At 42.4% G+C, this 26355-nt stretch carries 20 protein-coding genes (1 of these 20 cut by a window edge); 4 read left to right on the top strand and 16 right to left on the bottom strand.

Annotated features, from left to right (window positions below):
* Nucleotides 1-11: 11 nt before the first annotated feature.
* The 6 genes from ACZ49W_RS00410 to manA form a co-directional block, all read right to left on the bottom strand.
* Nucleotides 12-914 (bottom strand): aldo/keto reductase, encoded by a 903-nt coding sequence (locus ACZ49W_RS00410; protein ID WP_464813386.1) that lies wholly within the window; start codon nucleotides 912-914, stop codon nucleotides 12-14.
* Nucleotides 907-2922 (bottom strand): ATP-dependent DNA helicase RecG, encoded by a 2016-nt coding sequence (recG, locus tag ACZ49W_RS00405; RefSeq protein WP_464813385.1) that lies wholly within the window; start codon nucleotides 2920-2922, stop codon nucleotides 907-909. The genes ACZ49W_RS00410 and recG overlap by 8 nt, the downstream gene beginning before the upstream one ends.
* Nucleotides 2913-4031 (bottom strand): alanine racemase, encoded by a 1119-nt coding sequence (gene alr / locus ACZ49W_RS00400; RefSeq protein ID WP_464813384.1) that lies wholly within the window; start codon nucleotides 4029-4031, stop codon nucleotides 2913-2915. The genes recG and alr overlap by 10 nt, the downstream gene beginning before the upstream one ends.
* The gene (gene acpS, locus ACZ49W_RS00395) at nucleotides 4018-4383 is read right to left on the bottom strand and encodes a holo-ACP synthase (RefSeq protein ID WP_464813383.1); all 366 of its coding nucleotides are present in this window, start codon (nucleotides 4381-4383) and stop codon (nucleotides 4018-4020) included. Before acpS ends, alr begins: the two co-directional genes overlap by 14 nt.
* Nucleotides 4384-4445: 62 nt before the next feature.
* Nucleotides 4446-6974 (bottom strand): preprotein translocase subunit SecA, encoded by a 2529-nt coding sequence (gene secA, locus ACZ49W_RS00390; RefSeq protein WP_464813382.1) that lies wholly within the window; start codon nucleotides 6972-6974, stop codon nucleotides 4446-4448.
* Between the two features lie 102 nt (nucleotides 6975-7076).
* The gene (gene manA, locus ACZ49W_RS00385) at nucleotides 7077-8036 is read right to left on the bottom strand and encodes a mannose-6-phosphate isomerase, class I (protein WP_464813381.1); all 960 of its coding nucleotides are present in this window, start codon (nucleotides 8034-8036) and stop codon (nucleotides 7077-7079) included.
* 154 nt (nucleotides 8037-8190) lie between these two features.
* Between manA and ACZ49W_RS00380 the strand changes: the two genes are divergently transcribed.
* On the top strand, nucleotides 8191-9540 hold the full coding sequence (locus ACZ49W_RS00380; RefSeq protein WP_464813380.1) for an aspartate kinase: 1350 nt from the start codon (nucleotides 8191-8193) through the stop codon (nucleotides 9538-9540).
* Between the two features lie 53 nt (nucleotides 9541-9593).
* Here ACZ49W_RS00380 and ACZ49W_RS00375 read toward each other — a convergent pair whose 3' ends face one another.
* From ACZ49W_RS00375 to ACZ49W_RS00360, 4 genes are all read right to left on the bottom strand, one after another.
* The gene (locus ACZ49W_RS00375) at nucleotides 9594-10448 is read right to left on the bottom strand and encodes a 5'-nucleotidase, lipoprotein e(P4) family (protein ID WP_464813379.1); all 855 of its coding nucleotides are present in this window, start codon (nucleotides 10446-10448) and stop codon (nucleotides 9594-9596) included.
* A gap of 67 nt (nucleotides 10449-10515) precedes the next feature.
* The gene (locus ACZ49W_RS00370) at nucleotides 10516-14448 is read right to left on the bottom strand and encodes an SGO_0316/SGO_0317 family LPXTG-anchored serine peptidase (RefSeq protein ID WP_464813378.1); all 3933 of its coding nucleotides are present in this window, start codon (nucleotides 14446-14448) and stop codon (nucleotides 10516-10518) included.
* A 147-nt stretch (nucleotides 14449-14595) separates the two neighbouring features.
* Nucleotides 14596-15585, bottom strand: coding sequence for an NAD(P)-dependent oxidoreductase (locus tag ACZ49W_RS00365; protein WP_464813377.1), 990 nt, complete (start codon nucleotides 15583-15585; stop codon nucleotides 14596-14598).
* Nucleotides 15585-16667, bottom strand: coding sequence for an AEC family transporter (locus ACZ49W_RS00360; RefSeq protein WP_464813376.1), 1083 nt, complete (start codon nucleotides 16665-16667; stop codon nucleotides 15585-15587). The genes ACZ49W_RS00365 and ACZ49W_RS00360 overlap by 1 nt, the downstream gene beginning before the upstream one ends.
* Nucleotides 16668-16941: 274 nt before the next feature.
* On the opposite strand from ACZ49W_RS00360, the gene ACZ49W_RS00355 reads away from it, so the two are divergent.
* Complete coding sequence (locus ACZ49W_RS00355; protein WP_464813375.1) at nucleotides 16942-17463, top strand: sigma-70 family RNA polymerase sigma factor; 522 nt, start codon at nucleotides 16942-16944, stop codon at nucleotides 17461-17463.
* 260 nt (nucleotides 17464-17723) lie between these two features.
* Here the strand turns inward: ACZ49W_RS00355 and ACZ49W_RS00350 are convergent, their stop codons facing one another.
* The 6 genes from ACZ49W_RS00350 to ACZ49W_RS00325 all read right to left on the bottom strand — a co-directional run bounded on the left by ACZ49W_RS00350 (nucleotide 17724) and on the right by ACZ49W_RS00325 (nucleotide 24239).
* Complete coding sequence (locus ACZ49W_RS00350; RefSeq protein WP_464814932.1) at nucleotides 17724-17855, bottom strand: putative holin-like toxin; 132 nt, start codon at nucleotides 17853-17855, stop codon at nucleotides 17724-17726.
* 561 nt (nucleotides 17856-18416) lie between these two features.
* Nucleotides 18417-18542, bottom strand: coding sequence for a putative holin-like toxin (locus ACZ49W_RS00345; RefSeq protein ID WP_464813374.1), 126 nt, complete (start codon nucleotides 18540-18542; stop codon nucleotides 18417-18419).
* A 152-nt stretch (nucleotides 18543-18694) separates the two neighbouring features.
* Entirely contained in the window at nucleotides 18695-19360 is a 666-nt protein-coding gene (locus ACZ49W_RS00340) for a hypothetical protein (protein WP_464813373.1), read from the bottom strand.
* Between the two features lie 94 nt (nucleotides 19361-19454).
* Nucleotides 19455-20501 (bottom strand): hypothetical protein, encoded by a 1047-nt coding sequence (locus ACZ49W_RS00335; protein ID WP_464813372.1) that lies wholly within the window; start codon nucleotides 20499-20501, stop codon nucleotides 19455-19457.
* 126 nt (nucleotides 20502-20627) lie between these two features.
* Nucleotides 20628-20954 carry a hypothetical protein gene (locus ACZ49W_RS00330; RefSeq protein WP_464813371.1) on the bottom strand — a complete coding sequence of 109 codons (327 nt, stop codon included), beginning with the start codon at nucleotides 20952-20954 and terminating at the stop codon, nucleotides 20628-20630.
* A 3-nt stretch (nucleotides 20955-20957) separates the two neighbouring features.
* Nucleotides 20958-24239, bottom strand: a complete 3282-nt coding sequence (locus ACZ49W_RS00325) for an LPXTG cell wall anchor domain-containing protein (protein WP_464813370.1) — start codon at nucleotides 24237-24239, stop codon at nucleotides 20958-20960.
* Between the two features lie 279 nt (nucleotides 24240-24518).
* On the opposite strand from ACZ49W_RS00325, the gene ACZ49W_RS00320 reads away from it, so the two are divergent.
* Nucleotides 24519-25424: a helix-turn-helix domain-containing protein gene (locus tag ACZ49W_RS00320; RefSeq protein WP_464813369.1), complete on the top strand. Its 906-nt coding sequence runs from the start codon at nucleotides 24519-24521 to the stop codon at nucleotides 25422-25424.
* A gap of 752 nt (nucleotides 25425-26176) precedes the next feature.
* Nucleotides 26177-26355, top strand: the 5' portion of a protein-coding gene (locus ACZ49W_RS00315) for a hypothetical protein (protein WP_464813368.1). Its footprint extends 115 nt past the window's final position; the window shows 179 of its 294 coding nt (coding positions 1-179); it begins with the start codon at nucleotides 26177-26179; the stop codon falls past the right edge of the window.

The following is a 26355-nucleotide window of genomic DNA, read 5'->3' as shown; positions in this document are numbered from 1 at the left end:
TTATTTTTCCACTAAGGCAAGTCATGACCGGCTGATCGATAAATGGCATACCAGTCTGGTCTCGTTAGCGTGACATCACAGCCTTTAACTAAGCTGGCTAAACGCTCGGTGTTGGTAGTGCCTATAACCACCTGCAAAGACGTCGGAATCTGCAAAAGATAGGCGATGACGATTGCTTCCTTAGTGACTTGATAGGTCTTGGCTAAGGCTTCTAAGCAAACATTTAAGGCCTCATAGTCAGGATGGTCAAAGTAGGTCCCTTTGGCCAAGTCAATCTGAAAAGGCGACCAGATCTGTAATCGCATCCCAGTCTGTTGACTATAAGAGAGCAAACCACCATCTCGGTTCGCTGCCAAATTAGACAAGGTATTGACCAAAACGCCACTATCTAGGAGCGGACTGTGAACAGGGGAGAGCTGAACTTGATTGGTCACGAGGGGCTCATCAAGGGCTGATTGCAACAGCTCAATCTGATAGCGACTGAAATTGCTGACCCCAAACTGTCTGACCAAGCCAGCTTCTCGTAGCTGATGAAAGGCTTCTGCCACCTCATCGACCTCCATCAATAAATCAGGACGATGGAGGAGCAAGGTGTCCAGATAATCAGTCTTTAAGCGCTTGAGACTGGCCTTCACACTAGTGAGGATATGCTCCTTGGACAGGTCATAGTAACCTTTTTGGATGCCACATTTGGACTGGATGAGCCAATCTTCACGCCTTGGATTGACCTTGCGCCAATTATCACCAAATCGTTTTTCTGATTCTCCCTTGGCATAGATATCTGCGTGGTCAAACTGATTTATTCCTAACGCCAAGCTCTTTTCTAACAATGCACAGATTTCTTGATCGTTCAATGCCGCTAGGCGCATACAACCTAGGATGAGGGTTTCTTTTTTCTTTTCTTCTTTAATCAAACCGTTCCACCTTTTCTAATTGAGCTAGGAGTAGCTCGCCATCTCTGGTCGTTTCCCAGCCGTCTGTTGTTACCAATTCTGCGGCAACTTTTCTCGCCTCTTCTAAAATAGCGTAGTCTTCAACCATGTTAGCGACCTTAAATTCTGGGATACCGGACTGCTTAGTGCCAAAAATTTCCCCAGACCCTCTCATCTTGAGATCGGCTTCAGCAAGGACAAAACCGTCTGTGGTCTCACACATGATGCGCATGCGCTCTTTACCACTATCGGTCTTAGGATTGGCCACCAAAATAGCATAGGACTGCTTACTACCACGACCCACGCGCCCGCGCAACTGGTGCAGTTGACTAAGTCCAAAGCGGTCGGCATCCATAATCATCATGATGGTCGCATTGGGCACATTGACCCCCACTTCGATAACCGTAGTTGATACCAAGACATCCACTTCTTGCTCCTTAAAAGCGGTCATGATGGCTTCTTTTTCCTCTGCCTTCATGCGCCCATGTAAGAGGGCGACCTTGGCTCTTGCTCCAAAATACTGGCTCAACTCCTCATGGAGGGCAATCGCATTTTTCAAATCCAAGGTTTCCGATTCATCGATTAAGGGAGAGATGACATATACTTGAGCGCCAGAGGTGACCTGTTCCTTCATCCAAGAAAGGACGGTGTCTAGTTGTTGGTGCTTAACCCAGCGAGTGATGATGGGCTTTCTCCCCTTGGGCAGTTGGGAGATGATGGAAACATCCATCTCACCAAAAGCAGTGATAGCAAGAGTTCTAGGAATAGGGGTCGCTGTCATCATGAGGACATCGGGCTCATGCCCTTTTTCCCGAAAGGTCTTTCGCTGGTTGACTCCAAAGCGGTGCTGTTCATCCGTGATGACCAGACCCAGACGATGATAGCTGACCCCTTCTTGGATCAAGGCATGTGTCCCTACGATAAAATCCACCGTCCCATCTGCAATCGCATCTAGGGCAGTGCGCTTGGCCTTGGTTTTCATCCCAGAGGTCAAGAGGACTGTATTTTGCTTGGGAAAGAGTTCCGATAGGGTCTCGACATGCTGCTCGGCGAGGATTTCTGTCGGTACCATCAAAGCAGCCTGATAGCCTGCTGTATGAGCAGCATACATGGCAAGACTTGCCACCACGGTCTTTCCTGACCCCACATCTCCTTGGAGGAGACGGTTCATGTGACGAGGAGATGCCATATCAGCCAAAATCTCAGAAAGACTAAGCTCTTGCCCCTCAGTTAAGGTAAAAGGCAATGCAGTCTTAGCCTCTTCTATTTTCTCTTTATCGTAAGCCAAAACCAAGCCAGATTCTGGATTTTGACGCTCTTTTTTCAAGCGTTGCAGGCGCAGTTGAAAATAGAAAAATTCCTCAAATTTCAAGCGCCGTAGCGCCTGTTGGTAGGCAGCTCGGTCATTGGGAAAATGCATGGCCAAAACAGCCTCACGCCTGCCCACTAGGCGATAGCGCTCTAAAAGAGAGGACGGCAAATTCTCCTCCAAAAGCTCCAGATAGCCACTCTCCAAAGCAGTTTTAATAGCCTTAACCAGACTGGCTTGAGACAGCCCCTTGGTCACATGATACACGGGTTGCATCTCGTCTGTAACCTGAGCTAAAATCTTCGTGCCGGTAAGGCTAGCCTTTCTCGCCTCCCATTTCCCAAAAACAGTCAGCTGCTCGCCCAGGACAACCTTGTCTGCCAGATAAGGCTGATTGAAGAAATTGACCCCCAGCACCGCCTCACCTTGCCTGAGTTTGAAAGACAGACGATTGCGCTTAAACCCATAGTATTGGACCACGGCAGGAGTCACCACGGTTCCAGTCACCACCGCCTTTTCCCCGTCTATGAGCTGAGCTACCTCTTGACTCTTGAAATCATCGTAGCGAAAGGGAAAATATAGCAACAAGTCTTTAACCGTCTCAATCCCTACCTTAGCAAAAGTAGCCACCGTCTTTGGACCCAAACCCTTTAAGGTAAGAATAGAATCGCTTAACTGCATGGCGTATCCTTATAGATTCGAGGAATCCGCTCCCCCAATAGACAGGTAATCTCATAATTGATAGTGTGCGAGTAGTCCGCAACATCCGTCGCAGAAATCATCTGACCCCCGCTTTTTCCGATTAAAACCACTGGAGTGCCAAGGGGATAGTTCTTTGATAGACGAATGGTCAACTGATCCATCGAAATCCGTCCAACAATCTCACAAAACTCTCCCTCAACCAAAACCGAGAAACCTTGCAAGCGCCGCAACCAACCATCCGCATAGCCAATCGGTACCGTAGCAATCACTTCCTCTGCTCTGGTCTGATAGGTTCCACCATAGCCGACACGATTCCCCTCTAACAGGGTTTTGACATGGACTAGAGCGCTTTCTAAAGTGAGAGCAGGTTTCAAATCATAAGGCAACTCTAGAGCCCTGCCACTCGGATTCATCCCATACATGGCGACACCTAGACGCACCGCCTTAAAGATGCCTTCCTCATGCCAAAGAGTGGTGGCTGAATTGCTGGCATGCACCAAGGCTGGCACTTCATCTAGCTGAGATAAGAGCGTCTTGAAGGTCTCAAGCTGACGATGAAACTGAGCCTCATCCACCTCATCTGCCGTCGCAAAATGGGTAAAAATCCCCTCAATCTGAACCCCCTTTTCTCTCAAAAGCGCCATAGCTTGATTGAGTTCATCAGAAGACCGCATACCGATACGTCCCATCCCAGAGTCCACCTTGAGATGGACCTTAAGACCAGACCAGTCTAAGTCTTGCTTGAAGAGCTCATCCAGCCAAGCAAGACTTGCTACCGTCAAAGTCACCTGCGCCTCAATAGCTAGAAAAACCACTTCTGGAGCAGTAACTCCCAAAATCAAGATAGGCTGATTTAAACCCGCCTCACGCAACTCCAAAGCCTCATCTATATTGGAGACACAAAAACCATCAACCTCTTCTATAAGCGCCCTTGAAACCGCCACTGCACCGTGTCCATAAGCATCTGCCTTAACCACTGCAAAAGTTTTCATCCCCTCTTTGAGGTGGGTTTTTATTGTTTTCACATTCTCTCTAATAGCTGTCAAATCAACGACTGCACGTGTTGGTCTATGTTTACTTGCTACCATTTCTTTCCTCCAAAATCACACTCGCCATGACTAGATTACCACTATGACTGATGGAGATAAACACCTCCCCATCAAAAACTGATTGGTGTAAGAAGGGCCGCCCCCTCTCATCGGCGAGCACTTCCATATCCAAAAATCGGAGCTTGCCGATCCCAGTCCCCAAAGCCTTAGCAAAAGCCTCCTTGACCGCCCAGCGCCCAGCCAGATATTCGAGCTGCCTCTTGCCCTTATAGCTCGTAAAAACAGCTAATTCTTTGGGGGTTAGGACCTTTTCTGCAAAACTAGCTCTACGGCGCAAAGCCTGTTCAATCCGGTCAATCTCAACCAGATCAATGCCGTGTCCTTTGATCATCTTCTTTCTCCTAAAAAGGAACTAAGACAAAATCTCAGTTCCTTTTATCTTTTCTACTGTCCTTAGAAACGCTTCTTCCCGTGGCAGTTTTTGAATTTCTTACCAGATCCACATGGACATGGGTCATTACGTCTCACATTTGAAAAATCGTATTCTTCTAAGCTGTCAAAGTCAATCTTTTGCGCTGCAATATTGCCTTGCGCAGTGGTATGTGCTGGCTGAGCTGCACGTTCACGCTCTTGCTCATGGATTTGCGCCTTCATCATGGTTCTCGTCACATCAAACTCGATTGCTCCAATCATCTCTTGGAACATGCGGAAACCTTCAGACTGGTACTCGACAATTGGGTTATTTTGCGCATAACCACGCAAACCAACCGCACTACGCAACTGATCAAGCGCATCAATATGATCAGTCCACTTATTATCCACGACCATAAGGATAAGCACCTTTTGGAACTCGATGATACGATCCTCATCTTGGAGTTTAGACATCTGACGATCGTACACTTCCATCGCGCGATCATAAAGTTCTTCCTTGATTTCCTCATAACTGAGGCCTTCAAGGTCTGCTAAGCTAATCTCATCTGCATCTAGAAGATTGGCTTGCGCAAAGGTCAAAATGCCCTCTAGCGCCTCTTTTTTATCCAGACGGCTATGGCTATCCACGGCACGGTCAATAGTTCTGCCAATCATAGCCTTAATCTCAGGACCAAGATCACGAATGGCTGTGATGACATCATAGCGGTTGGCATAAATGATTTCACGTTGCTCACGCATGACATCATCGTATTGAAGGACTTGCTTACGCGTGTCGTAGTTGTTTCCCTCTACCCGTTTTTGAGCACTCTCCACCTGACGGGTCAACATACCAGACTTGATAACAGCGTCCTCTTCATCAAGATTCATGCGCTCCAAGAAGGCCTTAATCCGCTCAGAACCAAAACGTTTCATGAGATCATCCTCAAGAGAAAGGTAAAATTGGGATTCTCCTGGATCTCCTTGACGACCAGCACGCCCACGCAACTGGTTATCAATCCGACGGCTCTCGTGACGCTCTGTTCCAATCACGCAAAGACCTCCCAGATCACGTACACCTTCACCGAGCTTGATATCCGTTCCACGACCCGCCATGTTGGTGGCAATGGTGACTGCCCCACGTTGGCCGGCATTCATGATGATTTGCGCTTCCTTAAAGTGGTTTTTCGCATTCAAGACTTCATGCGGAATGCCTTCTTTGACCAACATCTTAGACAACAAATCACTGGTATCAACAGAAGCTGTCCCCACCAAAATCGGCTGCCCCGTCGCATGACGTTCCTTGACTTCTTCGACCACTGCCTTAAATTTGGAATTAAGGGTTGGATAAAGCAAATCCGCATGGTCCTTACGGGCTACAGGACGATTGGTAGGAATCGGGATGATCCGCATGTTGTAAATCTCGCGAAACTCCTCTTCCTCGGTCTTACCTGTCCCAGTCATACCTGCTAGCTTTTTATACATCCGGAACATATTTTGATAAGTGATAGATGCGCTAGTTTTTGACTCATCCTGAATCGGCACACCCTCTTTGGCCTCGATAGCTTGGTGCAAACCATCTGAGAAACGCCGACCTTCCATGGTCCGACCTGTAAACTGGTCCACGATCAGAATTTCTTGCTCTGGACTGACCACATAGTCAATATCAAGCGTCATGATATAGTTGGCTCGAAGGGCATTATCAATATAGTGGGTGAGCGCAACATTTTCCAAATCATAAAGGTTTTCAAGTTGGAAGTATTGCTCCGCCTTATCAATCCCAGAGTCCTTAAGACCAATGGTCTTGGTCGGTACATCAATCGCGTAGTCCTCACGGTCCAAAGACTTGACAAACATATCCGCTCGCACATAAAGCTGGTTGCTCTCGGTACTAGACGCACCAGATACAATCAAAGGCGTTCTCGCCTCATCGATCAAGACCGAATCCACCTCATCGACCAAGGCAAAGTTCAGCGGACGTTGCACCATATCCTCACGACGATTGACCATGTTATCACGAAGATAGTCAAAACCAATCTCTGAGTTGGTTGAGTAGGTGATGTCACAGTTATAAGCCTCACGTTTTTCATAAGGCGACTTGGCTGCAAGGTTAATCCCAACAGAGAGACCCAACCAGCTATAGACCTGTCCCATCTCCATCGCGTCACGTGTTGCCAAGTATTCGTTAACGGTAACCACGTGTACCCCTTCGCCTGAAATAGCATTGAGGTAAACCGGCATGGTAGCGGTCAAGGTCTTTCCTTCTCCCGTTCTCATCTCTGGCACATCACCATGGTGAAGGACAATCCCTCCCATAATCTGAACCGTATAAGGAAAGAGCCCCAAAACACGCTTGGCTGCCTCACGCACAACGGCAAAGGCTTCTGGAAGCATCTCATCTAGGGTTTCCCCGTATTGGTAACGTTTTTTAAATTCTTCGGTTTTGGCTTTTAGCTCTTCATCAGAAAGAGCGGCCATCTCATCTGCATAAGCCTCTACTTTCTTTGCTGTTCTTCTTAATCGTTTGACTTCACCCTTATCATTTTCGATAAGGGTTCGTAGAATATTTGCCATTCTTATTCCTTTCACTTGCTACATTATCTGTTTATTATACCACGAAAAGTCCCGTCTTTCAAGCATTCTAGCAAGAGCTAAGGTCCATCTCAAGGCGGATTTTTACCCTTTTTTCTCCTCATTCGGATGGCTAGCAATCAGGGTCATCTCACCTGAAAATTGCCACTCTGTGACCGGATAAGGCAAGATGAAATGATCGCCCTTCTTGAGTGAATAGGCATGCTCATCCACCATCAACTCTCCTTGTCCATCAATCACACTAAGCAAAAGATAAGGGCTGGTTTGCTTCATCTCCACCAAACGCTCGACTTCCCACTTGGACACGCTAAAGAAGCGATTGCTGACCAAAAGTGTGGTCTTAAAGCCTGCTAGATCTAAGGTTTCTGGTCTAGTATTTTGCACCTCACCAATCTTTAGGACATCAATAGACTGCTTGAAGTGCAAATCACGCGCCACTCCCTTGTCATCCACGCGATCAAAATCATAAACCCGATAGGTCGTATCACTCGACTGCTGGGTCTCTAGGATCATGATGCCCTTTCCAATCGCATGCAGGGTACCGCTTGGCACATCAAAAAAGTCTCCTGCCTTTACAGGCACGCGCACCAAGAGGTCTTCCCATTGTCCTGCTTCAATCATGGCCTTTAGTTCCTCACGTGTCTTGGCCTTGTGCCCATAGATAATCTCGGCCCCCTCCTTAGCCGACAGCACATACCAACACTCGGTCTTGCCCAACTCCCCCTCATGCTCCATGGCATAAGCATCATCGGGATGCACCTGCACACTCAGCCAGTCATTAGCATCTAAAATCTTGGTCAAAAGAGGGAAAACCCTCTCCTTAGGAAAGCCAAATAACTCAGGATGCTCAGCATACAAAGCATCTAGCCCCATCCCCTCATAAGGCCCATTTGCAATTTGAGAAACCCCATTAGGATGAGCTGAAATCGCCCAACATTCTCCTGTGTGGCTACTAGGAATAATATAACCATACTCCGTTTCAAGACGGTTTCCTCCCCAAATCTTTTCCTGCATGACGGGTTTTAAAAATAACGGTGCTGTCATATCTTTTCCTCTTTTTCTATCAAATCATACTGTTCTAACCCTTTCATTATACCATATTTTCTAGGGCTTTATTTATGAAAAATTCTGACAAGATACTGACAAATCCCACACTTTTTGCTATAATAAAGCAAATTCAACCCTTGTGAGGATAGAGATGAAAGTCACTAAATTTGGCGGTAGCTCCCTAGCTTCTGCAAAGCAAATCAAAAAAGTCGCAGCCATTATCAAACAAGATTCCGATAGACGTTTTGTCGTGGTTTCTGCCCCAGGAAAACGTGACAGTGAGGATACCAAGGTCACCGATGCCTTGATTAGCTACTACCAAAAGCACCGAGCAGGTCAAGATGTTAGCAAAGAACAAGACTGGATTTGCGATCGCTATCAGTCTATCTGTCAAGACCTAGAGCTAGACCCTCATGTCCTAGCAGACATCAAAAAGGACATCAAACAGCTCGCCACCCTGCCCACCACAGATAACCCTTTTCTCTATGACACCTTCTTAGCAGCAGGAGAAAATAATAACGCCAAACTCATTGCAGCTTATCTGAGACAAGAAGGCCTACTCGCCCACTACCTTCACCCAAAGGAAGCAGGTCTTTTCGTTAGTGGTGAACCGCAAAATGCCAGACTTTTGCCATCTAGCTATGACAAGATTGAAGAACTCCGAAACACCAAAGAAATTCTCGTCATCCCAGGATTTTTCGGAGTGACCAAAGACGGAGACGTCTGTACCTTCTCGCGCGGTGGCTCTGATATTACAGGATCTATTATCGCAGCAGGAGTAGGCGCAGAGCTCTACGAAAACTTTACCGATGTGGACGGCATTTTCGTTGCCCATCCTGGTATCATTGAGCAACCGCAAATCATCAAAGAATTAACCTACAAAGAAATGCGTGAATTAGCTTACGCAGGTTTTTCTGTCCTTCACGACGAAGCCTTGATTCCTGCTTACCGTGGCAAGGTTCCCATCGTTATCAAAAACACCAATAATCCCGATGCACCGGGAACAAAAATCGTCCTTGAGCACACAAAACCAGAAAATGCAGTCGTTGGGATTGCAGGAGATGACCAGTTTGTCAGTATTTACCTTTCTAAATACTTAATGAACCGTGAAGTCGGTTTTGGACGTAAGGTTTTACAAATCCTTGAGGACCTCAATATCCGCTGGGAACATATGCCAACAGGAATTGACGACCTCTCCCTCGTCTTACGCGAAAAAGAACTCACCCCTATCAAGGAGCAAGAGATTATCTCTTATCTCACCCAGCAACTCCAAGTGGACGAACTCGAAATCGAACACAACCTCTCCATCATCATGATGGTAGGAGAAAACATGAGAAACTTGATTGGACTCACCGCCAGAGCAACCAAGGCTCTATCTGAACACGACATCAACCTCAAAATGATTTCTCAGGGAACCAGCGAAGTTTCTGTCATCTTCATCGTTAAAACCGAGCAAGAAAAAGATGCCATCAAGGCTCTTTATGAAACCTTTTATGGCTAATCAAAAAGACTTAGCAACTCACTGCTAAGTCTTTTTCTCATTCTAAGCTAACCTTATTTGTCATAAGTTTTCAGCGCTTTTTCTCTTTCTTCTACCTGTTGTTTGGCATCGAGTTTTTTACCTTGGTAAACACTGGTTTCCCATGAGCCATAAATAGGATTTGGGAAGATGATAAATTTCTCACCAAACTCACCTTGCAACTCTTCTAGCATCTTGTTGCGGTCAGTCTCTGATGTCTTTGAAAAATCAGCAAAATCAACCAAATTATCCCCAAAGAGCATAACAAGATTGTTGTTTTCCTGAACTTTCTTCCTGCGACCTTCCTTAGATTTCATATCTTTTTCCTTAAACATGAGATGATCTTCCCCCTGAACAGGAAGACCCTCTTGTTTAAGGTTTTTCATGGTTGCCTCTACCTGATCCTTAGAACGGTCAGAGATATAGTAGATTTGTACCCCATGCTCATCTGCATATTGGAGAAAATCCTTAGCACCAGCGACTGGCTTAGCTGCAGCTTTTTGCACCCAAGCATCCCAGTTTTTCGGATTGAAAGCCGTCCCATCTTTGACATTTTTCGCATCATAGGGACTATTATCAAGAACTGTCTCATCCAAGTCTAGGACAATCGCATAAGGCTTATCTGAAGGTTGAGTGAGCAACTGTTCTAGACGGTGACGAGCCACATTATAGCCTTGAAGATAAAGCGCCTTGGCTTCTGCCGCATTTTGTTCCCAAAGGGTACTCATAGTATTTTCTCTCGCCCGCAACTGATCATAGGTGAGGGTCACCTTATCACTAGCTTCCTTTGAGCTAGATGAGGTGGATGCACTCTTCTCATTTGAACATGCCGCAAGGAGCATCACACTCAAAAAACCTGAAGCAAGGGACACAATAACTTTTTGTTTCATTAGGAAATTCCTCTCTTTCAATCCTTAGTTTACTCTTATCTTAACTCAAAGTCAAAAAAAGGAAACGTTATAACTCATTTTCTTTCTCATCGTTCCTTTTTAGGACTTTTGCCAAACCTAGCCAACTAGACAAACCCAAAAAGAGAGAAAACCATCCCTTCTTTTCTCCTGTCTGCGGGAGAAGACGCTCACTCGTCTTTACTTGAGAGGAGGTTCTTTGACCGAGTGCTTGAGTGTGCACCAAAGCATACTTTTGTGAGGCAAACGTGAGTCTATCTGGCTTAAACAAGACTGGTTGCTGCTGCTGCTCTGACCGATGACCAAAGTCACTATCCATCAGTCCAGCCGTACCAGCTTGGTTCGGTTCTTTTACTTTTTCTTTCAGAAGTATAGGTAAATCGAGCAACAACCGATTAATCTTATCCTCCACGGTAACAGAAATTTGGTCCTTAATGGCACGATAACCACTCGGGAGGATGATTTGAAGGCTGTACTCTCCATTTTTCAAAGAGCGCTCAAAGGTTGTGGGATCGTACTGACTTTGAATGAGGTCAAATACTTGTTCTTTTGAATTGATGGCCTTGATTTGACTTCCCTCTGGTAAAGGAGTAGCCAAAACAACGTCTAATTTATTGTAAAAGACCCGCTGATAAGCAAAAGAAACAATAGGATGTGGGTGAGTCGCATCTACTACGACTGTTTCTTTTTGATGTTCTCCCCACTCATAACGATAATCAGACAACCACAGCTCTACCGTATAGGTCCCATCAGGCAGGGTCGGAAACTGATTGTGATTGTAGTAGCGATTAAATTCTCCTAGCACACGTTTGCCTTGACTATCTGTGACCGTATAGCGGACAATAGCTGGATAATACGAAATTTCAGAACCCCTACCATCTTTAAAGACCACTTCCAAATAATGGGCAGAAGAATCTTTTGCATCTTCACTTTCTTTCTTGCTTTCTTCTCCTGATGACTCCTCTGCTGGTGTTATCGGCCACGGAATTTCTCGCCCTTCTAGATCATACTGGCGTTGGTTGCTGACCTTGTCCCAAACCACAATCCGCACAGTAGAAAGATCAATTCCAAAAGGCAACTGATAATATCCCTCAGCATCAGGGAGAACCTCGACATCTTCTTGATCTTTATGATACATCACATAAGTCCCAGACCAACCAGAACCTGTCTCAAAGATAGGACCGACCTGCAATAAGCCAGTAGAAGGATCAAAGTGAATCGCCTTCATTTGAGGCGCGGTGGTATCAATCTTCACTTGAAAGACCAATTCTTGTGGCTTAGCCGCCCTAGCACTAGGACGATAGGTAAAGACATATTGATAGTCGCCATCTGGCAAAACCTGACCATTTGAATCCTTGCCATCCCACTCACCAGCAGATAACAACACACTTCTTGGATCATCCCGATAAGCAAAGCCCAATTTGCGATGCTGATCATTACCATACTCATATAAAGGGTGCTCTCGCTTAAGATCAGACTTCGCATAAATCGCCAAGTGCATGTTTTCGACATTGCGCAGCAACACCGCCTTTAAAGACACACTATCATACTGCCCGTCTTGGTTAGGCGAAAAATACAAATGAGTCCCATCAAATGTTTCACCCTCTTGACCCAGCGTTTTTTCCACCTCAACACCATTTTCTGTTGCATACGAAATCAATGACGTAAAATGGTTGTCTGGATGACGAGAGTTGGTGAGCGTTGCCACCTTTTCTCCTTGATCACGTCCGTCTTGGTAGTAATAGTAGGGTTTACTAGACCCCTTATACTCATAAATGGCAGACTCAATGCCTTGTAGATTTTGGAAATCACCTCTAAATCCAACATAAGGAAGGCTCGCTATTTTCTCCTTGGTAGCAGGGTCTGTAAAAATGGTAAACCCTTCTAAATAATAACCATTGGGCATCTGGTGAGACAAGTCTTTTGCCCATGTGCTAGCATCTAGTTGGATATGCACACGTTTTTCTCCTCTAGCTGGGATACGGATTGTTCCTGTGCCTTGTTGGTCGTCTAGTAGGCGGTCATGCAGGGTAAAACGCCCCTCCTTGACCTCATCTGTTTCTAGTGTTGTGTGGTAATCCAGTTGCTTTTCTTGATGGCTTAGATTGTGCACCACCACATCAAATCCAAATTGATCACTGACATTGCCCAAGGTCAAACTAGAAGTCCCATCGACAGCTGTCACATACACTTCGCCATAAGCAGCAGCTTTTGCATCCATGACACCTGCCCCTTGCTGCCTTGGTGAGGTATAGGTCTGTGTCTCCTCATCAACATGCAAACTCGCCGTACTCATCATCAAACGCTTGATGGTGTCGTATAACAAGGGACCTGAAAGATGGGGAAAACGCTTAATCAAGACCTGTTTCATCAAAGCTGCCACACCAGCCGCGTGAGGAGCAGCCATACTGGTGCCTTGGTCCATATAATATTCACCATTGTTGACAGAAGAATAAATCATCCCTCCAGGTAAAGTAATGTCTGGCTTTAAATCTCCGTCAACCGACAATCCCCAAGAAGAAAAGTCCGAGATTTCCTTGCCCTTGTCATAAGGAACCCGCTTAAACTGATTGCCAATCCTCACCTGATAAGCACCACTCGCCAAGGCCTCACCAAATCTGTGGCCAATCAAACCAACAGGAAACCGCTCTCCCAGACCTTGTAAATCCAAATCAGTCAGCTCATCTCCTTCTTGATTGGTTTGATAAAAAATCAATCCAATAGCGCCTGCTTTTTTGACCTTTTCAATTTTTTCTATATCAGAAAGACTGCCTCCTCTTTGCGTCAAAACCAATTGATTAGCAATTTCTGCTTTCTCATAGTTGCTCGCTTGATCATTGGAGACATAGAGATAGGATTGTGGAATCGTGGTTCTAAAAGACTCTCTTTCCACAAATGATTTCATCGGAATATGCCCATCATCCAAGAGCGGATTGCCCTTCCAGTCAGGAACATCTATCCAAGCAGTGGTTGCCTGTAAGCGACTAAGACTATTTAAGGATGCCACAGACAAAACACTAGGATAGACCGATGGTGTTCCCACCATGCCGTAGTCTGGATTGCTGGCTAGCGGCAGATACGTCTCCATCCCAAAATGCCCACTATTAGTCCCAGCGATGATCACCATGACACCAGCCTTCCTAGCCAGCTCAAAAGCCTCTTTGGTGGCATCGCTAATATCATCAAGACCTCCCGCAGCTGTCCCAATACTAATGTTGATCACATCAGCACCTAGCCTAATGGCATCTTCGATAGCTTTGGTGTAAACAAAGGGCTGCACTTGAGCGCCTTTGGTATCTGAAAAGACCCGCATAAACATCAGTTGTGCCTCTGGTGCGACTCCACGTAGCAGCTCACCTACAGGAGAAATCACATCACTATTAGCTACTGCACTCCCTGCAACATGCCCCCCATGTGTAATCGGGTCAAGTTCTTTTATCTCATCATTTTGATCGCTATAATTATATGCATAGACAATCTTATCGCTGACCCATTTCCCATAATCAATGCCGACTTCTTGTTTCTTATTTTCTATATCCTCAGCAGAAAGGTACTTGGCTTTGGAGCGATCTGATAAACGATAGGCAGGATGTTCAGGGTCAATACCACTGTCAATGATAGCAATCACTTGCCCCTGCCCTTTGATTCCCTTGTCCCACAAAGGCTGCAAATCAATCAACTGATTTTCTTGACTCACTGGGACTGGAGTAGAGGTCTGAAGAGGGTCTGTTTCACTTTGATGGTTATTCGTTTGGTTAGAAAACTCCCCTCTCATCTCCCTAGCCTCTCCTTGGTCAAGGTCTAAAGCACCTGTTTGTTCAGAGGCCCCTAAATCTTGCTTATGTGTAGCTAGCACAGAGACCTGAGGATCTGGGATGACCTCCTCTGCCAAAACAGTTCCCTCTTTGGAGGCTTGCATTCCCAATAATAGGCTAGAAAAAAGACCGGTTACCATAATGGATTTGATCGGATTCGGTGACATAACTGTCCTCCTTCTTTTAAAAGTAATAAAATCACACTCAAATCAAGCATACAATAACATTATAACCGATTTCATTTTATTTTGATGAGAAATCAATCACTTTAAAACAGCAAAAAGACTAGGGAAGCCTCCCTAGTCTCACTTTTTTTAGACCAAAAGATTGGAACAAGCCCCTGTTGTTTCCATCTCGTGGAAATTCTCAAATGAAATGGTAATCATATCCTTGAGCGCATCACTGGTATAAGAACCAATATGCGGTGTCAAAAGCACACGAGGATACAAATCCAGCATACGGTCAACCAGCTCATCTCCTGTCCGACCTTCAAAATCATGGTTAAAGAAGGCTTTTTCATTGGTGATGACATCTGTTGCAAATCCTTTTAGATGACCTGAAGCGACCGCGTCCAAAACGGCTCCTTCATCCGTAATTTCAGCACGAGCCGTATTGACCAAAATCGCTCCCTTTTTCATCTTAGCTAGATAGCCATCATCAAAATAGCCATCATTGGTGCCTGGGATATGCGGCACATGTAGCGATACAATATCAGAGTGTTCCAATAGCTCGTCTTCACTCACATAAGTCAGCACCTCCTTAGCTGCTTCATTTTGATAAACATCAAAACCAAGCACCTTAGCGCCAACTCCTTTCCAAAGTTTGGCCTCTGCCTGACCGATACGCCCTGTTCCGATGATACCAACTGTCAGATTGGATAGCTGATTGGCAAACAAGTCCTCAACCACCATAAAATTCCCTTGACGAGACTGCTCCACCGCTAGAGCTGTATTGCGTTGTAACTGCAAAGCAAGTGTAAAGGCCAACTCCGCCACAGCATAAGGCGAATACCCAGGAACATAGGCCACATGCTGACCATTCGCACGAGCTGTCTCTAAATCAATATGAGCATAGCCGACCGTGCGTGTAAAAACATAGTCAATTCCGTAGGACTTCAGCGTATCCAGATTTTGCTTATCTGCTACATTATTGGCACGAATCAAGACAGCATCGTGTCCTTTTGCGGTCTCCACATTGTCATGAGACAAATTCTCCCGAATCAAGGTCAACTGATAGTGATACCGATTCAAATATTTAAAGTAAGGCACCTCATTGGGTCTCACCCCGTAGCATGCAATTTTCATTACTGAATCACTCCTCCCGCATTGAGGGCTGTCATGACAACCACCCAAAAGATAATCGCTAAAACAGAAAGTACAGAGGTCAACAAGGACGCATTAGACGCCAAAACCGCTTCCTTATCAAACTTGATGGCATAAGAAACTGCAACCGTTGCAGGCGGTGTTGCTAGCATAATCATGACACCCACCATCGCATAGTAGCCAAGAGGGAAAACAGCGTTCACAAGAAGCATAATGACAAGGAAAATGGCAGGAACAACCAACAGCTTGACCGCAGAATAAACCCAAACAAACTTATCCTCAAAAGCCTCCTTGAAAGAAATCGAAGCCAAGGTCATCCCAATCGCCAACCAAGCAAGCGGTGAAGACAAATTAGCAAGGTATTCTAGCCCCTTATTAAACCAAGGCAAGGTTTGGTCAAAGCGGAAAATCGATACCGTCACTTCCTTAGGCAATTTTCCTCCTGGTACAAAAAGCTGATTGTGAACCGTTACTTGAGGGAATGATTTTTGGAAAAACCACAGAATCATCCCTAAAAAGGTCGCAAGAATAATAGGGTTCAAGAAAATCGTCTTTAAATGTTTGGGATCAAAGGTCTGATCACTCATCGTCATCAAGGCATAAGAATAAAGAAAGACCCGATAAGCGATATTAAAGAGATTGGCATAGATGACCGCCTCCGGATGACTTGCCGCAAAAAAAGCTGTGATGATGGGAATTCCGTAGAAGGTCGTTGACCCAAATGCCGTCAACACACCCAAGGTATCCGCCTTAGCCTTAGGCAGACGACCAAAAATGAGTTTTCCAATCACAATCAACAAAAGATAAGCAACAAAGCCAAACAAAAAGATATTACGTCCAGAAGTAAAAGTCTGAGCATTGATGTCAGACAAAAATGCCTTAAACGCTAAAGCTGGCAAAGCAACAGACAACAAAATGCTAGATAGCACCTTAGCACTATTTTCTGGTACAAGCTCTTTTTTTCTCAAGTAATAACCAATTAAAATAATAAAAATCGTTGAAAATACAGCTCCCCTAAGTGACGTATTTGCAAATACCGTCTGCGCAATTTGTGCGATATTCATAACTGAACAAACTCCTCATTTCTTATATGATTCTGGTCCAAAAGTTTAACATTCCTTTTGTAACCCTTTTTATTACTTGTTCATTATATCACATTCCCGAAACTTATCAAGTGATTTTTTTAACAAAATAAACTTACCTATATCAAAAAATGGCAAAGCAACCAAAACCTCTATCCTCTTATTTGGACATTTCTGTCATGGAAAAAAAGGGCTCCTTCTCCTATAATAGACCTATCATTATGACAAAATCATCTTTTACAGGAGCATACCCATCATGACACAAACCTATCAAATCCTAACCTTTCACTTTAACCAAGAAGACATCTTTGAAACGCTCTATCTCAAAGTCAAACCCATTGTCCTAAAAACAGCAAGGCAATACTACATCTCACTTTGGGACATGAATGACTGGGAACAAGAAGGCAGACTTATCCTTCACCTTCTCTTAGATAAACTCCCCGAACTCGCCTTAGAGGAAAACAAGCTCTTTCGTTTCTTTAAGACCAAATTCACGAATCATATCAATGATGTTCTCAGAAAGCAGCAGTCTCTCAAGCGAAAATTTAATCAAATGCCCTACGAAGAAGTGTCCGATACGGCTCACGCCATCAAAGACAAGGATAAACTAGACACCCCAGATAAGGTCGCTTTTCAGCATATCTATGACCAGTTAAAGCAAATCCTCTCCCAAGAAGAATTGACCCAACTAGAACTCATTTTCGCTGGTAAAACCTTCAAGGGAAAGAAAAAACTTCTCAACAAAATGAAATCTCATTTCTCTGATTTCATGCCTTAATGGCAAAAAAGTCCCATATGACTGATAATGAAAAGCAAGCAAAATACTCATTAGAAAGTATTACTTGGAACATGTTAAAATTTCATAGCACAAGCCCATCACCAAAATCAACACATCAGTTGTTTTTTCAACATAATCTGTTATAATGAAAATAGAAAAGGAGCTGGACGGCAATCCAGCTCCAAATGTAGAACCGTTAAAAAGACGGTGGCTCAATCTAGATTATTTAGAAATAACCGTGACTGTCCAAAGTTTGACGGTTATTTCTTTTTGTCATCATCTTTGAAGATTTTATAGCACAAACCAATCAAAGCAACTGTGAAACCACCGAAGCCTAGAATAGTTTGTACAACTTCAAAAGCTGTCAAAAGATTGCTCCTCCTTTCCGTCAGATTTTGATGAGCTGCCCATAGGCATCACCTCACTTTCAGAAAATCAAGAGCTACCGTCTTCACTTTTCTACTCATCTATTGTATCATATTCCATTCCCAAAAGTTGTTGAAATAGAGTAGTCTTTTCAATACGTTTTAATGATGCTACATTTCAAACACAATCTAGATTAAAATTTCATAGCACAAGCCATTCACCAAAATCAACACATTAGTTGTTTTTTCAACATAATCTGTTATAATGAAAATAGAAAAGGAGTTGAGCGCTAACTCAACCCCAATGTAGAACCGTTAAAAAGACGGTGGCTCAATTTAGATTATTTAGAAATAACCGTGACTGTCCAAAGTTTGACGGTTATTTCTTTTTGTCATCATCTTTGAAGATTTTATAGCACAAGCCCATCACCAAAATCAACACATCAGTTGTTTTTTCAACATAATCTGTTATAATAAACATAGAAAAAGGAGTTGAGCGCTAACTCAACCCCAATGTAGAACCGTTAAAAAGACGGTGGCTCGTATAACAGATTTAATCCGTCCTACTCGCGCAAAAGTGGGGACGGATTATTTTTTGTCATCATCTTTGAAGATTTTATAGCACAAGCCACCCAAAGCAACTGTGAAACCACAGAAGCCTAAAATTGTCTGTACAACTTCAAAAGCTGTCAAAAGATTGCTCCTCCTTTCCATCAGATTTTGATGAGCTGCCCATAGGCATCACCTCACTTTCAGAAAATCAAGAGCCACCGTCTTCACTTTTCTACTCATCTATTGTATCATATTTCATTCCTAAAAATTGTTGGAATAAAGTAGTCTTTTTAATAAGTTTGTCGTTTCTTTACTTAGTTAGATGGCACAAAAGCCTTCCAAGTCAATTTTGCAAGATCAACTTTTTCCGATGAAATGCCCAGTACTTCTTCTGGGTCTGTACCTTGGAACTGTGTGAAAGTTGATTTTTTTACTTCTACAACTTCGCCATTTTTAAGCTGATAAGAGTCAGCCTCCCAATTTGGATCAGTCCCTAAACCAGCAAGATACATCAATGTGCCATCTTGAAAGATTGCTAAGCTACTTCTCAGACCTCCTGCTGATGCAACCCCTGCTCCTTTAACGAAAACTGGTTTATCTCCTTTTAAAGTGTAAATAGCCGAGATGGAGTCTGCATCTCCAATAATAAGTTCGTCACTCTTATCATGATTAATGTCATAAAAAGCATATTGTTTTACAAAACCATTATTTTTCATTTCTGCTATGTCGTTCATGACCACGGCTTCCTCACGCCCTGCATCTTCCGATACCGACTCAAGTACATCATAGCCAGAGGTTGATAATTTTATGAACTTTTCAATGACTGAAGCATACTGTTCTTCCGGATTGACTTTCTTCTCAATAGTAGTTGTCTGTTTTGTGGTCTCTGCGGCTTTTTCGACTTTACTTGTTTTTTGCGAACAAGCGACTAACAAAAATGCTACGCAGACTAACACGAAGCCATTACGTTTATTTTTCATTATAATTCCTTTCAGCATATTTTTATAAAATCATTAATATATCACAAATTGTCATTTTCAAAAACCTCCCTACTCTTTATAGTGAGAAGATTTTTCAATTATAATAATGATTGTGAACCTCTTGAACTCTTAAATTTTTGAGGTAAGAAGCTGCTTCAGCGGTATTGATGCGAATAGCTTCCAATTGCCCAATCTGCATAGCTTGCATATAGTTATTGTAGCGAAGAAGTTCAACCATCTTCTGACTGTTAATAAACTGATCTTGTTGCAAACGTAGCATTTCTTCTTGATAAGCTAATTGGGTCGCTTTATACTGTGTGTCATCATAAAGATTAACCAATTCTTTGATATTATCAGCCTTGAAATTTTCAAGTGATGCAATGAAGAAATCTACAGCATCCATAAAATAATAATCTTTAGGATACCACCCCTGCCCAAATACAGATAAAACCTGTGTAGCTTGGTTAAGTTCTAGCTCACATTGTTCTTTCTCCCGTGCTATCTCTTCATTTCGTTTAATTTGGCGGTTGTATTCTTCCACTCTCATTTCATTATCTTCAATACGCTTACGATTTTCTTCATCAATTAGCTGATTGATAAAACTAACCCATCTTGGATAAAAGAGATTGCCTAAAATCAAAGAAACAGCTACTACAACTACTGATATGATACTAAATACAATTGCTGCAAGAATATCAATACTCATAAATGATTTAATTGCTATATATATAGTATTCAGCGGTGTCGTTAAAACAATGAAAAGAGAGATAAAGATACCTAGACCTATCCAAGATCCTTGATGCTGACGCATCTTTTTTTGAATCAGAAAAACGAGAACAGCACTTGCGACTAAGTACCAAAATAGTTCTCTAACATTACCTTCTCCCCAAAGTCCTAAAAATAGAAATTTAGCAATATTCCCTAAAGCACCCATCAGCACCGCATAAAATGACCATTTTAAAAGATTTTCTGATACAGGCTTTGTTCCATCTCCAAACGAGTTCACCAGCTCTTCTTGAATTAAAATAGTTTTTCTTTTAGCGTTTTCAAGTTCGGTCAAAGATATTTGCTTTTCATAAATAAAAATCAAGCCTTGACGAACGGTATAAAGGTTACTCAATAATTCCTCTTTATTTTCCATCAATACCTCTCCACATTACCACATTCTCTTTTTTCGGTCATGATACTTTTTAGAAATTAGGTAAGAAACAAGGAAACTGACCATATTTGATAGTCGAATATAGTCAGTTTCTCCCCCTTCTATCGATTAGTAATTTCGCCTTGCTCTGTCAGCATCAGCTCTTGCTTGTGCTGCTCGCATTTGGTCTTGATGGTGTCGAGTCTGTCTTGCACGTTCCGCTGCTATCTGAGCTTGTCGCTCCGTCTCAAGCATTCTTCTACGTGCTTCTTCATTATTCGCAGCAGCTGCATTAAGTATATCTTGATCAATTGGAACGGATCCACTAAGACTTGCAGTTTCTCTCCAAGTCCTAGCAGTCTCTTTTTCAAGATAATTTAATAGTGGCTTAAGCAATGAAAATGTTAGCAAAGCAAGTTTTATATTTATTTTGAAGAAAGTCTTTATTATGTTCATGCTTTACCCCCTCCGTCTTCTTCTTGCACCAGTCAGACCAAGGCTAGACAATACCGCTACACCAAAGAGTGCCAATAGACTTGTTTGTTCTCCTGTTTGTGGCAATGCTTTAGCACGTGCAACACGTGAATAGGTAACCTCTTGTGGTGTGACTGTTGCACCTGTTTCTTCAGCTACTGGACCAATCGCACCTGATTGCTCAACTACTGGCTTGTCTTTAGTCGCTGGAGCATCTTTTGGTACTGTAATAGTTGTACCATCTGGCAAGGTGATAGCTGCGTCACCTTTCGTCAAATCTGCTAAGTCAAACTTAGGCTTTTCTTCAACGGTTGGCGCATCTTTTGGTACAGCAATGATGTTACCATCTGGTAAGACAATGACCTTGTTATCTTTAGCTGTGTCTTCAAGAGCTTTGAGCTTATCATACTCTGCTTGAAGTTCAGCGAGTTTACTGTATTCTTTAGCTAGTTTTGCTTTAAAGGTTTCAAGAGCCGCTTTTGCCGTTTCAGCTTTTGTTTGTGCGTCAGCAAGTACCGTTTGTTTTTCAGCAAGTGCTGCTTTTGCGCTTTCAAGAAGAGCTGGCGCATTGGTGTAACCATTTAGTTCTTCAGCAAGAGCTTTAGCTTCTTCAACCAAACGGTCTTTTTCAGCAAGGAGCGCTGCTTTATCTTTATTAAGACCCTCAAGAACAGCTTCTTGTTTTGCAAGTTCAGTTTTTGCAGCGTCAAGTGCGGTCGCTTTTGTAGCAGCAGTAGCTTGAGCCGTTGCTAATTCCGCTTTAGCGGTATCAAGCGCTGCTTTCTTTTCAACAAGATTTGCTGAGAAGTTATCAACTGCTTTTTGTGCGTCAGCCTTTCTAGTTTCAGCATTTTGAAGCGCAATTTTTGCTAGGCGCAAATTGTTTTCTGCCACTTGAGTTTGAAGTGGGGTAGCCGTTACATCAGCTAGAGTTTTCTCAGCTTTGGTTTTAAGCTCAAGAGCAGTAGCGTAGTCAGCACTTGCTTGGGTCAACTCAGCTTTTGCTTCGTTGGATGCAGTTTTTGCTTCAGCTAGTTTGGTTTGAGCTTGAGTGAGAGTTGCTTGGAGTGTAGCGATTTTAGCATCAGTTGGTAATTGAGCCTGTAATTTTGCCAAATTTTGTTTTTCAATCTCGATTGCATCTTTCAAATCAGGTATCGAATTTTTAAAATTTCCAGTCAATGTAGCATATGCTCCATACGGAATATAACCATAGTCATCAAAACCAGCAATATTATTACGATCACTTGAAGCATATTCCTTAGTCATGGCGAATAAAACATTTGGCACCATTCGAATTAACCAATATCCTACACTAAAATAATATTCTATACTCAAATTATTAAAATCAATCCCAGGAAAAATGGTATCAACAGTTATATCCGCATCATTTATAACTAAATACTCCCAAGCTTTTGTGTAGGCCTTCGTAATTTCTGCTTCGATTGTAGCTGGCACACTCTGACCTTGTTTGGTGTAAGTCGTATAGCTTGTGTTTTTTAGAGAAACATAATTTTGAATTGCATTCATTGCCTCAGCATTATCAGCTTGGAGTTGTTTTAAATTTTGGAATTTACGATTGAACGTATCTCTCACATTTTCCCAATAAGTAAGTTCCGCTTCTCGTGCTTTAACATCATACAATTTGTAAACGATAGAGTCTGATTTCGAAGCTCTAAAGGTATTATCTAAAACAGCTGCAGAAACATTGTTAGCAAAAATACCATAAGTATGCCTGCCACCCTCTAGTGTATGTCTGTAATGCCCAAAGTCTGAAGGAGCATCTTCAAACAGCCAATACATCACTCCTTCTAGTACCCTATGTGATAACTCTTTGAAGGTTACCGTTGAAAGATTTTTATAGGTAGTTGTAGTAAAGAAAAGACTTTCCTTTGTCGCATTGGTTACATTTTCGTAATGCCCTTTGTCCAACAGGGAAACATTCGACCTTGTAATTGCTGAATTTTGATAGAGTTTCTGAGCATTCCATCCATCTACAAGGCTCTGCTCAGTCAAAAAACCGCTTGTTCCTGTTTCAAATAATTTACGAATGGCATTGACTTGAGAGTTAATCACAATGTTTAATGATTTATAGGTTTCAAAAGTCATTTGCGGTACTGCATCAACAACTGTTATTGTCGAGTTTAAAACATCACTTCCAATTAAATTAGATAGATGCTTCTCAGCAGAATTATTGGTTAGCCATGCTGTTATCTTAGCTTCAAGTTGATGTCTCATCGCATAATCTTGGGCTTGTCTGTATTGACTTTGTGCCAACAATTTTTTAAATTGAGCTATTAAATCTCTTAACGATTTAACATCATCGCCAAAGTAAGTTTCACCAGTTTTATCAAGAATTTCTTTTTGAACCGCTAGAGCAAATGAATTTTGATTATTATCAAGATACTCTGCTAGTGCTTGCTCTGCTTTTGATAAAGATTGAGTTGTTATATCTAAAGTTTGTCTTGCCTTCGTTACAGCGTCTTGTGCAGTAGTCAATTTCGCTTTAGCTGTATCAACAGCATCAGTTTTGGTTTTGACATCTGTTTCAGCAGCTTTCACTTTAGCATCACGATCTGTATCTGACTTCTTAGCCGTTTCAAAAGCGGTAGTTGCAGTTGCAACAGCATCTTGTGCTGTTTTAACATCAGCAGTCGCTTTATCAAGGTTAGCTTGGGCTTCAGCTTGACCTGTACCAGATAGAGCGCTTTGAGCAGCTTTAACATCAGCTTCTTTGGACGCTACAGTTTTATCTGCGGCGTCTTTTTCGGCTTGTGCTGTATGCACAGCCGTTTGTGCGTCTGTTACTTTAGCGGTTTGTGATGCGATTTCAGCATTGACCTCATCTGTTTCTTTAGCGTTAGCTTGTTGGTCAGCAAGGTTTGCTGCTTGGTCAGCTTGATTTGCCGCAATGTTTTCTGGTGTTGCTTTGCTAGCAGTTGTTTCAGCCTCTTTAAGATCTTGTTTGGCATCATCAACATGAGCTTGAGCGTTCTTTAAGTCTGCATCTGCAAATTGTGCTTGATGATCAGCGTCTTCTACTTGAGCTTGTGCTTCAGCAACCACTTGCGTTTGTGCAGCAATAGCGGGTTTGACATCTGCGGAGGTCTTTTTTGTTTCTGCTTTTGGTGCTTCAGTTGTAGAAACTACAGCGTCATTTGCTCCATCAACAGTTGGTGTCATCTCATCAGCTAAAGCTGGTGTGCCAACGGCTGCAAGAGTGAGTGCAGTCGTTGCTGCAAGGGATTTGAGTTTTCTTTTTGCCATAAAATTCTCCTTTATTGCTATTAAGATAGGTTTGGCTGTAAAGTCAAACCTTGTTATATGTAGTATAACAAGCGATTTGTCAAGTGTTTACAAACCAAATCTAAAAAATATTTTACCAAAAAAGATGAAACAAATTGGTCGATGTTAATCTATAGTTTCATTTTTGCCAAAATCCACCGAATAAAGGTGCATTTTTTTCTTTTTTGAACCTATAGGTAAGTTTGGTGTCATATTTGACCTATTTTATGATATAATACTGAAAAACAACAGGAGATGAGTATGACAGATTTACACCCATTTGGACCAACATTTAAGTCTTTACGAGAGAGTAGAGGACTTAACTTGAAGGAAGCTGCTGCCAATATTGTATCCCCTCAATTTCTAAGTCGTTTTGAGAAAGGCGAAAAAGGGATTTCACTTGAAAATTTTAGTCGATTGCTAATTGTCTTAGGTTTAGAGTGGAACGATTTTACAACCGCCTATGCCAATCAAGGTGGCGACTGTATGGAATTTCCTACTATAGAATTAGACAAGCATGTTAAGAATGCAGAAGATATTTTAACCTATGCCGCTACTTACGAAAAATTATTTGATACGTATTTAACAGATAATCCTCTCCAAGCTGATATGCTATTAAACTCAATCAAACTAGGACATTACCCTACTATATCCAAAACAGACGAAACGGTAGCAAAAATTCAGCATATTATCAATCATTTAATGGAAATTGAAACATTTAATAGTGCTGAACTTGAGATTTACTGTCGTATCATCAATCATTGCCCACTTGAACTTGTTGAGCACATGTCTAAACAACTTCTCTTCATGTATAAGCAAAGTACAAATACAGATACTTATATCCGTATTTTGAACGCTATTACCTATACAGCCAAACATTTTTCAGAGCTTGGTTACTACGCTAAGGCGGATGAGATTATTAAAAAAGTCAAATCCCTGCAAACATATGAGAGAGGTTATTTATCCACACCACTTATGTTTCTTGAAATGGTGCATGTCTATAATCAATTTCGTTGGAACAAGCCTGAGGCAATCCCTCTAGCAAAAAATCTGCTCAACTATCTTGAAAGTGCAAAATTTATTGACTTCAACTATTATTCAAACCTTATCAATGCATTTACGTATTATTGTCATAAATTAAATAAAACTGGCAAAGAGCTTTTCTAACCATCATGATCAAACAAGCAAACCGCTAAGATGCAAAATCCTAGCGGTTTTCTTTTATTTCAATGAAACCTAAACTATTACGATACAACTCCCAAAGAGCCATATTATCATCTCTAAAGATGATGAGAGCCATCTAACAAAGGAAACCACTTAAAGGCGCTACATGACCCTAAATGACGTTTTAGAAATGCTTTCAGTCTCCCGACCATGGCTCTTAGAAAGAGGTAAACATAAAACTTGGGACTACCATATCTTTGATAAGAATAAAAAAGTCATGGCATCGACATAAAATTAATGAAAGGAGCAATCATCGATAAAAATATTATATGTTATGATCTATGGGAAAAATAGCTAGAACTGACTGTAAAACCACTTGGCAAAGCTGATACAACACTACACAAGCCTATGTGACGTGGAAAATTCACCAAAGCACAATTTGAAGATAAACTAGCGATTCAGATAACAGCTAGGGAATACCAAGCACTGAAACAAATTGTCGTAATACCGTAAGCAGGATAAATGCGGAAATCCGAAATCTCATTGTCTTTGCTAAACATGATAAGCTCAATATTGAAGATTTTACAGAAAGGGTTATTTTATCAGGTCGTCCTCCTAAAAAACGAAAAGAAATATATTCATAGTTTTAAGGATTATCAGACATAACTAGTTCTATCTCTCCTCACTTCCTCCTAATCCAACTAAAAACTGGATGACGTGCAGGTAAAGTGCAGGACTTACATGGGACGTTTACTATGGAAACGTACTGCCGATACGGTACAGTGAGACAACGTTGGAGCAAAGCAAAAACAGAAGATTCAAAACGGACAATCCCTGTTGATGCAGATACACTGAAAATCCTTAAAAAACTAAAACAAGAACAAGATGTGTTTATTGAAAATGGAACCATCACAAATGATGAAAATATGATTTT

Source organism: Streptococcus sp. STR1/CE/0325 (assembly GCF_055386095.1).
This window is presented reverse-complemented; position numbering and strand designations above follow the sequence as displayed.